Annotated in this window: 12 protein-coding genes; 3 read left to right on the forward strand and 9 right to left on the reverse strand. The window is 69.5% G+C overall.

From position 1 onward, the window contains the following. Positions 1-140: 140 nt before the first annotated feature. The 3 genes from LL239_RS02570 to LL239_RS02580 all read right to left on the reverse strand — a co-directional run bounded on the left by LL239_RS02570 (position 141) and on the right by LL239_RS02580 (position 3,485). Positions 141-1,565 carry an MFS transporter gene (locus LL239_RS02570; protein ID WP_228161890.1) on the reverse strand — a complete coding sequence of 475 codons (1,425 nt, stop codon included), beginning with the start codon at positions 1,563-1,565 and terminating at the stop codon, positions 141-143. A 419-nt stretch (positions 1,566-1,984) separates the two neighbouring features. Then, complete coding sequence (locus LL239_RS02575; RefSeq protein ID WP_228161891.1) at positions 1,985-2,548, reverse strand: TetR/AcrR family transcriptional regulator; 564 nt, start codon at positions 2,546-2,548, stop codon at positions 1,985-1,987. A gap of 178 nt (positions 2,549-2,726) precedes the next feature. After that, positions 2,727-3,485: an SDR family NAD(P)-dependent oxidoreductase gene (locus tag LL239_RS02580; protein WP_228161892.1), complete on the reverse strand. Its 759-nt coding sequence runs from the start codon at positions 3,483-3,485 to the stop codon at positions 2,727-2,729. Between the two features lie 153 nt (positions 3,486-3,638). Between LL239_RS02580 and LL239_RS02585 the strand changes: the two genes are divergently transcribed. Beyond that, complete coding sequence (locus LL239_RS02585; protein WP_228161893.1) at positions 3,639-4,535, forward strand: helix-turn-helix transcriptional regulator; 897 nt, start codon at positions 3,639-3,641, stop codon at positions 4,533-4,535. 344 nt (positions 4,536-4,879) lie between these two features. On the opposite strand, the gene dnaB is transcribed toward LL239_RS02585, so the two are convergent. Next, positions 4,880-6,247 (reverse strand): replicative DNA helicase, encoded by a 1,368-nt coding sequence (gene dnaB / locus LL239_RS02590; RefSeq protein WP_228161894.1) that lies wholly within the window; start codon positions 6,245-6,247, stop codon positions 4,880-4,882. 591 nt (positions 6,248-6,838) lie between these two features. On the opposite strand from dnaB, the gene LL239_RS02595 reads away from it, so the two are divergent. Then, complete coding sequence (locus LL239_RS02595) at positions 6,839-7,927, forward strand: hypothetical protein (RefSeq protein ID WP_228161895.1); 1,089 nt, start codon at positions 6,839-6,841, stop codon at positions 7,925-7,927. A gap of 81 nt (positions 7,928-8,008) precedes the next feature. Further along, a complete protein-coding gene (locus LL239_RS02600; RefSeq protein WP_228161896.1) occupies positions 8,009-9,328 on the forward strand; it encodes a chaplin family protein in 1,320 nt (439 codons plus the stop codon). Positions 9,329-9,421: 93 nt separating this feature from the next. Here LL239_RS02600 and LL239_RS02605 read toward each other — a convergent pair whose 3' ends face one another. The 5 genes from LL239_RS02605 to LL239_RS02625 form a co-directional block, all read right to left on the reverse strand. After that, positions 9,422-9,853 carry a cupin domain-containing protein gene (locus LL239_RS02605; protein WP_228161897.1) on the reverse strand — a complete coding sequence of 144 codons (432 nt, stop codon included), beginning with the start codon at positions 9,851-9,853 and terminating at the stop codon, positions 9,422-9,424. Then, positions 9,846-11,171, reverse strand: coding sequence for an amidohydrolase family protein (locus LL239_RS02610; protein ID WP_228161898.1), 1,326 nt, complete (start codon positions 11,169-11,171; stop codon positions 9,846-9,848). Before LL239_RS02610 ends, LL239_RS02605 begins: the two co-directional genes overlap by 8 nt. A gap of 373 nt (positions 11,172-11,544) precedes the next feature. Then, positions 11,545-11,997, reverse strand: a complete 453-nt coding sequence (gene rplI / locus LL239_RS02615) for a 50S ribosomal protein L9 (RefSeq protein WP_228161899.1) — start codon at positions 11,995-11,997, stop codon at positions 11,545-11,547. Between the two features lie 10 nt (positions 11,998-12,007). After that, positions 12,008-12,262, reverse strand: coding sequence for a 30S ribosomal protein S18 (rpsR, locus tag LL239_RS02620; RefSeq protein ID WP_013584646.1), 255 nt, complete (start codon positions 12,260-12,262; stop codon positions 12,008-12,010). Positions 12,263-12,363: 101 nt separating this feature from the next. Then, positions 12,364-12,870, reverse strand: coding sequence for a single-stranded DNA-binding protein (locus tag LL239_RS02625; RefSeq protein ID WP_228161900.1), 507 nt, complete (start codon positions 12,868-12,870; stop codon positions 12,364-12,366). Between the last annotated feature and the right edge of the window lie 5 nt (positions 12,871-12,875).

Here is a 12,875-nt window from a genome sequence, read left to right on the forward strand (position 1 = left end):
GGCATCCATCTCGTCCGCGATGGCGCGCAGCCACCCGGCCCGGACCTCGCGGCTCGCCGCGCGCAAGGCCGGGGCCGGGGGGGGGGGGGGGGGGGGGGGGGGGGGGGGGGGCCCCCCCCCCCCCCCCCCCCCCCCCCCGCTCAGTTCTTGCGGGCGAAGCCCGTGGCGATGGCTGCGACGACGGCGACGACAGCTGTTCCCAGGAACAGCCAGGAGAAGCCGCTGGTGATCGCTTCGGGCGCGGCGACTCCGGACGCAAGTAGTTCATCGGTCCGGAGGGCTGCGATGGTGCCGAGGACTGCGAGGCCGAGGGCGCCGCCGATCTGTTGGCTGGTGTTGACCAGACCACCGGCAAGGCCCGACTCGCCGCCCTCGACGCCGTCGACCGAGAGCTGAGTGGTGGTGACGAACGCGCCACCCATGCCGACTCCGATCACGATGCTGGGGCCCAGGACGTGGACGAGGAACTGGGCGTCCGCAGGTGCGAACGACAGCCACACGAGCCCTGCAGCGAGAACGACGAGCGAGCCGACGAGCGTCGCCTTCGCTCCCACCCGTGCGATCACCGCCGGGACGACACCCGCGACGATCACCAGTGCCCCCGCGAGCGGCAGCTGGGTGAGTCCGGTGGTGAGGGCGTCATAGCCGAGGACGGACTGCATGTAGACCGACAAGGCGAAGAACAGTGCCACCATCGCGGCACCGATCAACAGCATGACGATGTTGCCGACGGTCAGGTTGCGGTTGCGGAAGACCGCGAGCGGCACGAGCGGCTCGGCCGTACGACGCTCGATGCGAACGAACGCCACGCCGAGGACGACGGATGCCGCGGCGAGCCCGATCGTCAGCGGGTGCGCGAACCCGACTTGCTCGATCGCGCTGAGCGCACCGACGGCGGCGACGAGGGCTCCCGTGATCGTGGCGGCGCCGGGGAGATCGAGCTTCCCGCGGGCGCCTGCGGCGTCGGGGGTGATGAGCAGCGGGATGGCGATGAGCACAATTGCGCCGATCGGGACGTTGACGAAGAACACCGACTGCCATCCCAGAGCGGCGGTGAGAACGCCGCCGAGCAGGACGCCGGCCGCGGACCCGATGCCAGCGACTCCGCCCCACACGCCCAGCGCCTTGGTGCGGTCACCGGTCTCGGGGAAGAGGTGGGTCAGCAGCGCGAGGGCAGCGGGGGCGAGCAGCGCGGCCGAGGCGCCCTGTAGCGCGCGGGCGGCGAGCAGCATCTCGCTGGTGAAGGACAGGCCGGCAAGAGCCGAGCTGGCCACGAAGCCGGCGGTGCCGATGAGGAAGATGCGGCGGTGACCGTAGCGGTCGGCCAGGCGGCCGCCGAGCAGGAGGAGTCCGCCGAAGGCGAGCACGTAGGCGGTGATGACCCAGGCGAGGGCGGCGGTGTTCATGCCGAGCTGCGCGCCGAGGACGGGGAGGGCGATGTTGACGATGGAGGCGTCGAGGACGACGAGGAACTGCGCGAGGGCGAGGATGCTGAGCGCGAGCCAGCGGCGGGTGCTGCGGGTTGTCGTGGCGGGCGCGGCGACCGGGGCGGTGAGGGTGTTCACGGGGGCTCCTTTCGAGAGGATGCGGGGCGTGCCCGGCATCCGTGGTTTTCAGTGGGGGCCGGGGCGGCAGTTGCCGCCACGGCTGTGGTTCTCAGTTCCAGAGGCCGAGCATCAGGACGATGGCGAGGGTGAGGGCGCTGAATGTGATCCACCACGCGGTCTTCTCGCGGCTTCGGGTGGTTGCTGCCGGGGGCGTCGGCTCGGTCATGGGGTTCTCCTTCGGGTGGGTGCGGGGATGGTGGGTGGTGAGGTCAGTTCCACTGGCTGAACATCGCCAAGATGATGAGCGCGAGGGGCGACAGGGCGACCCAGCGCATCGTGATCTCGTTCTTCATGTGGTTCTCCTTCTATGCAGGGAGTGAGTGATCACTCACTCTTTCGGACATGCGTCGGTGTTGTTGAGCATGACGGTGAGGGGGTCAGTCGGGGTGGCGGATCCCGCGCGAGAGCAGCTGGGCCCAGCTCGCCGAAGACTCCTCGATACGTGCGGTCACGATCAAGTGGCAGAGCTGGCCGTAGGCCATGAATCGCTGAACCTCCTCGTCACTGCCGGCGGAGCGCTCCTTGGCGAACTCGGTCACGCGCGCCAGCCCCGCGCGCAAGGCTTCGCCGATCTCGGGGATGTCAGCGACAGACTGTGCGTGCACCTGCAGCATGAGGAGGGTGCGGTCCCGGATGAGCGCGGCGTAAGCGCCGCCCATTGCGTCGAGGATGGCGCACGGGTCGGTCGAGCCGATGTCCTCCGTCCCCTCGTCCAGCGCCTGGACGACCGCGTCGAAGCATGCTTCCAGCGCGGCGGCGAACAGCGATTCCTTGCGCGGAAACAGCTTGAAGACGTACGCGGCTGAGATCTTCGCCTCCTGGGCGACGCTGGCGACGGTCGTGCCGTGGTAGCCACCCTGGGCGAACTCGCGCAGCGCGGCCGCCGCGACGGCGGGCCGGCGGGTGTCCGCCGTGGAGAGGATCGAGCTTCGCGATGTCATGAGAGTGACTGTACACTCACCATGAGTGATTGGTCAAACACTCACGCCGTACATGTGCAACCCGAACACTCCAGATCGGACGGTTCTCCTGGGGTGAATTTCCTCGGATCGCGGCCCCGATCCCAGTAAAAAGTGTTCGATGGCCGTTCATCCGGCCTGCGAAGTTCGTGCGATCCGATCAGGGCTGGTCGGTGGGTCGGATGACGATCTCGTTCACTGCCACCCGTCGCGGGTTCGTGACGATGAATGCAACGGCTTCGGCGATGTCCTCGGCGTGAAGCTTCTCCACATCCCCGAACGCCGCGTTGAAGTCCGAGTTCGAATTTGCCTTCTGGTCGAACAGCTCGCTTTCGGTGCGTCCCGGCTCGATCACCGAAAAACGCAGATTACGTGTGGTGTACTCCTGGCGCCACGCCTCCGTCGCGCCGGTGACGGCGAACTTGGTGGCGTTGTAGAGGGCAACAGTAGGGGCTGCAAACCGACCCGCGACCGAGGAGATATTCACCACGTCCGCAACACCGCGCGGGCTTGAGGCAGGCGCCTCCAGTAGGTGAGGGAGCGCCGCCTTCGTGACGTACATCAGCCCCCGCAGGTTGATGTCGACCATCCGGTCCCATTCCTCCAGCGGGGCCTCGTCGGAGGCCCCGTTGAGCATGACGCCGGCGGCGTTGACAAACGTGTCGATGCGACCGAACTCCGCGATGACCTTCTCGACCGCCCCGGCCGCCGCATCGGAGTCGGTCAGGTCGGCGGCGACGACCAACGCCTCTCCACCTTCGGAACGAATGCGCTCGGCCAGCTCATTCAGTCGGTCTTCGCGTCGGGCGATGAGGGCTAGGCGGGCTCCACTTGATGCGATGCGCAAGGCGCTGGCACGCCCAATGCCGCTGGATGCCCCGGTCACAACCGCGACAGTGCCGTTCAGGTTCTCGGTCATGTCTCTTCCTTTCGCCAGCCGGTGAACTCCGGTAATACGATCCGACCGCCCGAGTAAGCCCACCGGAAGGTGAACGCTCGCCCTGCCATACCTAGGACTCGCCGGGCGAGATAAGCACTCCCAGAAGCCGTTGTGACCGAGCACACTTGTGCCATGACCAGCCATGATCTGCGGGATTTTCTGATGTCGCGCCGCGCGCGCATCGACCCCACGAGCATGGGTCTGCCTGAATCGCCGGTGGCTCGTCGAAGTTCAGGGCTACGACGAGAAGAGGTCGCGACGCTGGCCGGTGTCAGCGCCGATTACTACGCGCGCTTGGAGCAGGGCCGCGTCGGCCAGGTGTCCGACCAGGTTCTGGATTCCGTCGCGACGGTCCTCCGTTTGGACGAGCTGGAGCGCGCGTACCTACGCACCCTGGTCGGAACCTCGCACACGACCGCGCGCTCCCTCAGGTCCCCGAAGAAGGTGCGGGCAGGCATTGCCAATCTCATCGCCGCAATGGATCCGATCCCCGTTCTCGTGCAGGACCCGCACATGCAGATCGTGGCGTGGAATCGCGCGGCCAGCATCCTTCTCACCGATTTCTCTGCGATGCCGACCCAGGACCGGAACGTGCTGCGTTGGCTGTTTCTCGATCCCACCACGAAGGTGCGCTACCCCGATTGGGAGGAGGTCGCCGGCGCCACGGTCGCAGCACTCCGCGCCAACCGCGACCCACGTCACCCCGACGAGACGCTCGAGAGGCTCGTAGGCGAGCTTTCCGTGGCGTCGGCGGACTTCTCGCGATTCTGGGCCGGCTACCGACTGTTCAAGCACGGCCACGGCGCCAAGCGCGTGTTCCATGAAGCCGTCGGCACCATCACCCTGAACTACGAGACGCTCGAGGTCCCCGGCCCCGAGGGCCTGTTCATGTCCATCTACACCACGGACGTCGGCTCGCCATCGGATGAGAAACTCCGCATCCTCCTCAGCTGGGAACAGGACCTGTCCGCAGTCGACCCCGCGGCGCAGTCCACAGCCGTGCACCGCCACCACGACTCCGACCGCTGACACAGGCGTGCCTACGAGCGCTTTGTCGGCGACATGTTCACAGCGAGAGCTCGGGGTATGGCGTCAAAGCTCGCGACGGTGCGCCGCTCTCACGACCGGCGGCGAGACGACACCTGATTCGAGCCGGCATCGGCGCCGACGCGCTGCCGCGTGACCTCGGCCCGCAGCAGTGGGCTCACCTGTGGAAGCACCTGGGTCGGCGTCAAGGCTCTCTCAGGTTGGGAGCGCTGATGCGTTGGTCAGCTGGCGCGGGCGATGTGGCCGGCGAGAAAGACGGCGCCTGTCAGGCGATGAGCACCGACCTGGCCGCTATATCTAGTGATCAGCCGGATTTACGCAGTCGGTCACATCCCCGGCGCCATATCCGCGAATCGCGAATAGTGCCCCTGGAACGCCACCGTGATCGTGTCGGTCGGGCCGTTACGGTGCTTCGCCACGATCAGGTCGGCCTCACCCGCGCGCGGCGAGTCCTTCTCGTACGCGGCCTCGCGGTGCAGGAGCACCACCATGTCGGCATCCTGCTCGATCGAGCCCGACTCACGAAGGTCGGACAGGGCGGGCTTCTTGTCGGCGCGCTGCTCGGGACCACGGTTCAGCTGCGACAGCGCGATCACCGGCACCTGCAGCTCTTTCGCCATGAGCTTCAGCGCACGCGAGAACTCACTGACCTCCTGCTGACGCGACTCCACACGCTTACCGCTCGTGAGCAGCTGCAGGTAGTCGATGACGACCATCTTCAGACCCTCGCGCTGCTTCAGGCGACGGCATTTCGCCCGAATTTCGACGAGCGTCATGTTCGGGCTGTCGTCGATGTACAGGGGCGCGTCGTTGATGCGGCCACGGGTCGCGGCGACGGTCGTCCAGTCGCGCGAGTCGAGCGTGCCCTTGCGCATGCTCTGCAGCGGGATCGCGCCCTCGGCGCTCAGCAGGCGCATCGCGATCTCACTGCGCCCCATCTCGAGGGAGAAGAAGATCGTGGGGGCGTTGCCCTTGATCGCGGCCGCGCGCGCGAAGTCGAGCGCGAGCGTCGACTTACCCATGGCGGGCCGCGCGGCGAGGATGATCATCTGCCCCGGGTGCAGACCGTTCGTCAGCTGGTCGAGCCCGGCGAAGCCGGTCGGGATGCCGGTCATCGAGCCGTCGCGACCGCGCGCGGCCTCGATCTCGTCGACCGCGGCATCCACCGCTACCGTCAGCGGCACATAGTCTTCGGCGCTGTCGTCGCCCGAGACGTTGTAGATCTCGGCCTGGGCGCTGTTGACGAGCTCGATCGGGTCGCCCTCGCCCGCATAGCCCATCTGCACGATGCGGGTGCCCGCCTCGACCAGGCGCCGCAGCAGCGCCCGCTCGGCGACGATCGACGCGTAATACCCCGCGTTGGCGGCCGTCGGCACGATCGAGGTCAGCGTGTGCAGGTAGTCGGCGCCGCCGGCACGCTGCAGCTCACCGGTCTTGATGAGCTCGTCGGTGACGGCGACCACGTCGGTCGGCTCACCGTGCGAGTAGAGCGTGAGGATCGCCTCGAAGATCAGCTCGTGCTTGGGCACGTAAAAGTCGGGCCCGCGGAGCGTCTCGATGACGTCGGCCACGGCGTCTTTCGACAGCAGCATGCCGCCCAGGGCGCTCTGCTCGGCCAGCATGTCGTGCGGCGGCGTGCGCTCCGGACGCTGGGACCCCCCGAGACGCTCTTCGGCGATGTCGGCAATCGACACAGGCACTCCTTCTCAGTTTCGGACGCGCTCCCCACCCCGCCGCAGCCGGGCACCGGACGCGTCGGAGGGATCGGGAAGACGACCTCGGGCAGCATCGAATCACGGACATCCGACATCGACGCGCGGGTGTGGAACGGGTGTGCCCGATGGGATGCACCCACGCTAGGGACGACCCCTTCTGCACGCAAACGACCCTGTGGATAACTCTGTGGACAGCTTGCGAGAAACGCCGCGATTGCTGTGCACAACTCCTGTGGAGAACTTCGTGGATGATGTGGAATCGCCTTTGCGAAACTGCTTCTGACCCGGTCTTTATCTGTCCACAGGAAACCTGGGGGAATCCTGGTTGAACCACGAGTTGAAGGTTCTCGGACTTGACAAAAGGGTGTGTACAACCCGGGGGATAACTCCGCAGGGCAGCTACTGACAACCGCTCCCCGTGTCAAGTCATGTTCACGTGCGGCGTGTCGGTAGGTTCCCCGGCAGACACCGCGTGGTAACTGAGGGTTCCCTGTGACTCTTTCCTCCCTCCGCTATGAGGCGTAAAGTCGCCCGTCATAGGTCACCGCCGATCGACTTTGGGGAGTTGAGATGGATGCCACGGCCCGGCGCCGCGCGGTTCCCGCGCTCCGCCTGCTCGGCCTGGCCTTCCTCGCGGCCCTCGCCTGGATCGTGCTCTCCCTGACCCTCTCGACGTCGTCCGCCTCGGCTGACGACTCCCCCGGCTCCGGCCTTCTGGGCGCTGTCTCCGACACCGTGAACCACACGACCGACGCGGTTGACGGGATCGTCGACGACGTCGACGACACCGTGGCATCCGTCGTCCGGGTGACCGAACCCGTGACCGCCCCCGTCGCGAACGCCGTGCCCGAGCCGGTTCGCGCCGTCACCGAATCGACGGTGGATGCCGTCGACACGGTGGTCGAGCGCGTGGACGACACCGCGACGAGCGCCGTCGACACCGTCACCGAAACCGTGTCGGACGTCGCCGAGACGCCGGTCGTGGGCGCCATCGTCGAACCGGTCGTGGAGACCGTGGTGTCGGTGCCCGTCGTCGGCGGGGTCGTCGACGACACCGGTCTCGACGACGTCCTGACGGGTGTGGCCGAGACCGTCGACGAGACGGTACCGGGCGTCGTCGGAGCGCCTGAGCCCCTCGATCCCGTGCTTCCCGCTACCCCCGGCGGCGCCGTGGATGAGGTCGTCGACACCGTGATCCCGGGCGACACCGTCGACGAGGTCATCGACACCGCGACCCCTCCCACGTCCGCGACGCCGGCACCCGGCATTCCGCTACCGGGCGAATCCGCCCTCCCCGCACCGACCGAGACAGCCCTCGCCTCCCCGCCCGCCGGCAGGACGGTCGCGGCCAGCGCCCCCTCCCCCGCCGAGGCCGTGCGCGCCGCCGCCGAAGCCTTCGCCGCGACCGCGACGACGGCGCCTGGCCAGAGCTCTGCACACGTCGAGCCCGCGGAAGATGCGCCGGCCACACACGGGCTGGGCGATGGCATCCCGGGCTCGTCGTCGGCATCCGTGTCGTCCGGCTCCAGCGGCCCTGCGGCCGCGCGCCTCGACGACCGCCCGGACTCGCCCACCTTCGTTCTCCTCTCCCGCAGCGCACTCGTCGACGACGATCTCCCCGGCGCTCCCACCTTCGCCACCGACGTCTCTCCTGACTGAGGCGGGCCGCGTCGTGCTCCGGCACGGCAGACGGTCCCGCGCGTCCCGCGCACCTCATTCACAACCCAGGAGAGATTTCTCATGCGCAAGATCTACTCGCGCGCCATCCTCGGCGCGCTGATCGGCGGCGGCTTGGCCGTCGTCGGAGCCGGCATGGCCAATGCCGCGGAGACGTCGGGCACCGACGGCCTCCTCTCGGGCGACCAGGCGATCATCTCGGTCGACCTGCCCGTCACCGTCGGCGGCAACGCCGTCTCCGTCATCGGAGACAGCCACAGCGAGGATGCCGAGACGTCGGCACCCGCGCCCGAACCCGCCCCCGAAGCCACCACCGACGGCACCGACGGTGTCGGTTCGGGCAACCAGGGCATCGTGTCGGTGAACGTACCCGTGACCGTCGGCGGCAACGCCGTGTCGGTCATCGGCGACAGCCACACCGAGGATGCCGGCACCGCGGAGCCCGCCGAAGAGACGGCGCCGGCTCCGGTCGCCGACGTCGAGACCGATGGCACCGACAGCATCGGCGGCGGCAACCAAGTCGTCGCGCCGGTCGAGGCGCCCGTAACCATCGGCGGCAACGCCGTGTCCGGCATCGGCGACAGCACCTCCGAAGACGCCACCACCACCGGCAGCGGCTCCAACGGCTCCGCCGGCGACGCCACCACCGACGGCAGTGACAGCCTCCTCGGCGGCAACCAGGCCGTCGCGCCGGTCGAAGCGCCCGTGACCATCGGCGGCAACGCCGTGTCCGTCATCGGCGACAGCCACACCGAGGACGCCACCACCACCGGCAGCGGCTCCAACGGCTCCGCCGGCGACGCCACCACCGACGGGACGGACAGCCTCCTCGGCGGCAACCAGCTGATCATCCCGATCAGCCTCCCCGTCACGATCGGCGGTAACGCGGTATCCGTGATCGGCGACAGCACCACGGTCGGTTCCGAGACCGGCACCCCCGGGACCCCCGGCACCCCCGGAACCCCCGGCACCCCCGGAACCCCCGGCACCCCCGGAACCCCCGGCACCCCCGGAACCCCCGGCACCCCCGGCACCCCGGGAACGCCCGGAACGCCCGGCACCCCGGGAACCCCCGGCACCCCGGGAACCCCCGGCACCCCCGGCACCCCCGGAACCCCCGGCACCCCCGGAACCCCCGGAACGCCCGGTGAGCCCGGCACCCCCGGTGAGCCCGGCACCCCCGGAACGCCCGGAACGCCCGGCACCTCGGTCGTCACCGGATCGGTCTCCTCGGCCGCGGCGGTTCAGCCGATGGCATCCGGTAGCGGCGCCCTGGCTGTCACGGGCACGGACGCCGGCACCCTCTGGGGCCTCGGCCTCGCGGCGCTGGTGATGCTCGGACTCGGAGGCGCGGTGCTCGCCCGCCGTCGCGCCACCGCCTGACACCGCGCCGGGAGGGGCTTCGGCCTCTCCCGACGAGGCACCGGATGCCATCGTCCATCGGGGCGTGGCATCCGGTGTCCGGCGTGTCCGGCGTCAGTCGGCCAGACGCCAGTCTTCGAAGCTGAAGCCGGGCGACACCAGGCAACTCACCACCGCTTCCGCGTCGTCGACGAGCCGCGCCGACTGCCACACCCCCGCGGGGACCGTGGCCTGCAGCCGCTCCCCCGCCGCCAGGTCGGCACCGAGCACCACGGTGTGCGCGAGCGCGGGCTCGGCACCGTCGCCACCGAACGACAGCTCGAGGCGACCGGGACCATGCCACAACCACACCTCGTCGCTCGTGACGACATGCCAGGCGCTGTGCTCACCCGGCGTGAGCAGGTAGTGGATCAGCGTCGCCGCGGGTCGCGCACCCGCGGGGGTGTCGACCGCGTACGTCCCCGTCCACATGCGGCGGAACCACCCGCCCTCGGGGTGCTCTTCGAGGTCGAGCAGCCGGGCGGTGGCGGGGCGGTCGTCAGTCACAGTGCACTCCGGTCTCTCGGGTGAAGGCGGCGGATGCGAAGCGCACCTCGCCGTCGATGAAGGTCGCCGCGGCACGCCCGGCGCCGTCGACGACGAGGTGCTCGATCATGTCGTCGGCGGCGGCGGCGTCGATGTCGAAGAAGGCGAGGTCGGCCACGGCGCCGACCGACAGGTAGCCCGTGCGCTCGGGCCCGGTGTCGAGTCCCATGGCGTGTGCTCCGCCGAGGGTCGCCGCGCGCAGCAGCACGGATGCCAGATCCCGGTGCGCGTACCCCTGATCACGCGCGAGGCGGTGAAGGGCCGCCACGTCGGCGAGCAGGTCGAGCGACGGCGAGGACGACAGCGAGTCGGTGCCCACCGCGATCGCGTTCCCCTCGACGAGGTACGCGGCCACGGGCGGCTCGTCGAGCCCGATCACGGCGTTCGAGCGCGGGCACAGCGCGACGGTCGTGCCGCGCAGCCGGAGCGTCGCGCGGTCGCGCGCGGTCATGTACACCCCGTGCGCGATATGGCAGTCGGGCCCCAGGACGCCGAGCTCGTCGACGAACTCCGTCGCCCCGGTGCCGAAGCCCTCGTCGCGCAGCGCCTGGAAGCTCGCCGGACGCCGCTCGCGCCACGGCATCGCCTCACCGTGCTCGCGCTCGAACGCGGCCTCGCCGAGGTGGATGTGCAGCCGGCTCCCCCGCTCGCGCACGATGTCGGGGATCTCCAGCAGCGGCTCGACGTCGAGCGAGTACGGCGCGTGCGGCGACAGGCCGGTTCCCGGCGGCGACGGCAGCGAGTCCAGCCGCGCCTCAACCTCGGCCCTCCCCCGCTCGGCCCATGCCGCGTTGGTCCAGCTCATCACCTCCCAGTAGGTGATGCCGTGCAGCCGCGCGTCGTGCAGCGCCGACGCCGCCTCGACGTCGGTGACGATGTCGGCCACCGCGGTCGTGCCCGCCGCGATCAGCTGTGCGGCGCCGGCTCTGGCATCCGCCGCCCAATCCAAGCCCGACTCGTAGACCGGCTGGAAAGCTGCGGCCCAATCCTCGAACCCCGTGTACGAGCCGCGCCCGACCTCGGCCATGCCCGTGTACTGCAGGTGGGAGTGGGCGTTCACCAGGCCCGGGGTCAGCACGCCCGGCCAGTGCACCTCGTCGAACTCGACACCGCGCTGGCGCAGCTCGTGCCGCACCCACTCGCGGTCGCCGACGTGGCGGATGCGGCCACCGGCCACGGCGATGGCGCCGTCGACGATGGGCGGCGCGGTGATCGGGACGACGAGGGATGCCGAGTACAGCACGACCCGCGGGCGCTCGGGTGCGCGATCGACGGTCATTCGCCCAGCCTAGGGACGCGGTGTGACGGACGCGTGTCGCGGAGATCCCCGCGATGCCGCGGTGACCTTCCCGGTTTGGGGCGGATTCCGCGCATCGGGGCGCACGATGCACGGCCCGAAGGCCGAATTGCGCCCCAAACCCTCGAAGCGGCGCGGCCGGACGCCGAAGCACCGCCGCGAACACCGGAAACCGTTGGGGCGGAATCCGCGCATAGGGGCGCACGATGCACGCCCCGAAGGACGAATCGCGCCCCAAACCGGGAAGAACCGCAGCCACCGCACCGCCCGCCCCAACCCCGACCAGAGCACCGCACGGACAACGCGGAACGGCCCCGGTCCGCCGAAGCGGGGCCGGGGCCGTTGGTGCAGCGAATTACTTCGCGGCGACCACCTGGAGGGTGATCACGGCGGTGACGTCGTCACGCAGGCGAACGGTCGCCTCGTGCTCGCCCACCGACTTGATCGCCGAGGTGATCTGGATCTTGCGCTTGTCGAGCTCCCCGAGGCCGGCGGCCTTGACCGCGTCGGCGACGTCGCCCGTCTTGACCGAACCGAAGAGGCGACCCTCAGCACCGGCCTTGACGGCCAGCTTGACGGTGTTCGACTCGAGGGTGTTCTTCAGGGCCACGGCCTCTTCGTGGTCGTGGATCGCGCGGCTCTCGCGAGCGGCGCGGATCGACGAGACCTGCTTCTCGCCACCGCGCGTCCACGCGACAGCGAAGCCCTGGGGGATGAGGTAGTTGCGGGCGTACCCGTTCTTGACCTCGACAACGTCACCGGCGCTACCGAGCCCGGTGACCTCATTCGTGAGAATCAGCTTTGCCATCGGGTGCTCCTTAGCGGCCGGCGCCGGCGTAGGGCAGGAGAGCCATCTCGCGCGCGTTCTTGATGGCGCGGGCGATCAGGCGCTGCTCCTGCACGGAGACACCGGTGATACGACGGGCGCGGATCTTGCCGCGCTCCGAGATGAACTTGCGGAGGGTCGCGACGTCCTTGTAATCGATGACGCCGACGCGGATCGCCTTCGCGGGGGCTGCGTTCTTGGCGCCCTTCCGCGGCTTGCGGCGGTCGCCAGTGGCCTTTCCAGCCATGCTTCCTTCTTTCGTGTGGGTTCGGATGCCGGGGGCACATGCGGCGCCCGGGCTCGGCATCCGGAATTTCGGGGGTCGTCACGCCGTGAGGCGTAGCGAGATCAGAACGGGGTGTCGTCTCCGTAGGAACCGGGAGTGCTCCACGCGTCGGCGCCGCCGCCCTGGTTCGACCCGGGGGTCGACCACGGCTCGTCGTTCGACTGCTGCACCTGCGGGCGTCCGCCGCCACCGCCGCCGCCCGAGGAGGCGGCACGGGTGACCTGAGCGGTCGCGTAGCGGAGCGAGGGGCCGATCTCGTCGACCTCCAGCTCGATCGCGGTGCGGTTGTTGCCCTCGCGGTCCTGGTACGAGCGCTGCTTGAGGCGACCGGTCGCGATGACACGGGAACCCTTCGTCAGCGATCCGGCGACGTGCTCGGCGAATTCGCGCCACACCGAGGCGCGCAGGAAGAGCGCCTCGCCGTCCTTCCACTCGTTCGCCTGGCGGTCGAACGTGCGGGGGGTCGACGCGATGGTGAAGTTCGCCACCGGAAGCCCGTTCTGCGTGTACCGCAGCTCGGGGTCGGCCGTGAGGTTCCCCACGACGGTGATGACGGTTTCGCCGGCCATCGTCG

It is taken from the genome of Microbacterium testaceum (assembly GCF_020781835.1).
Lineage (GTDB): Bacteria > Actinomycetota > Actinomycetes > Actinomycetales > Microbacteriaceae > Microbacterium > Microbacterium testaceum_H.

Excerpts from the sequence above, each read along its gene's own strand:
- LL239_RS02575 (WP_228161891.1), bottom strand. The coding sequence starts at position 2,548 with ATGACATCGCGAAGCTCGATCCTCTCCACGGCGGACACCCGCCGGCCC.
- LL239_RS02580 (WP_228161892.1), bottom strand. The coding sequence starts at position 3,485 with ATGACCGAGAACCTGAACGGCACTGTCGCGGTTGTGACCGGGGCATCC.
- LL239_RS02585 (WP_228161893.1), top strand. The coding sequence starts at position 3,639 with ATGACCAGCCATGATCTGCGGGATTTTCTGATGTCGCGCCGCGCGCGC.
- LL239_RS02595 (WP_228161895.1), top strand. The coding sequence starts at position 6,839 with ATGGATGCCACGGCCCGGCGCCGCGCGGTTCCCGCGCTCCGCCTGCTC.
- LL239_RS02600 (WP_228161896.1), top strand. The coding sequence starts at position 8,009 with ATGCGCAAGATCTACTCGCGCGCCATCCTCGGCGCGCTGATCGGCGGC.
- LL239_RS02610 (WP_228161898.1), bottom strand. The coding sequence starts at position 11,171 with ATGACCGTCGATCGCGCACCCGAGCGCCCGCGGGTCGTGCTGTACTCG.
- rplI (WP_228161899.1), bottom strand. The coding sequence starts at position 11,997 with ATGGCAAAGCTGATTCTCACGAATGAGGTCACCGGGCTCGGTAGCGCC.
- rpsR (WP_013584646.1), bottom strand. The coding sequence starts at position 12,262 with ATGGCTGGAAAGGCCACTGGCGACCGCCGCAAGCCGCGGAAGGGCGCC.
- LL239_RS02625 (WP_228161900.1), bottom strand. The coding sequence starts at position 12,870 with ATGGCCGGCGAAACCGTCATCACCGTCGTGGGGAACCTCACGGCCGAC.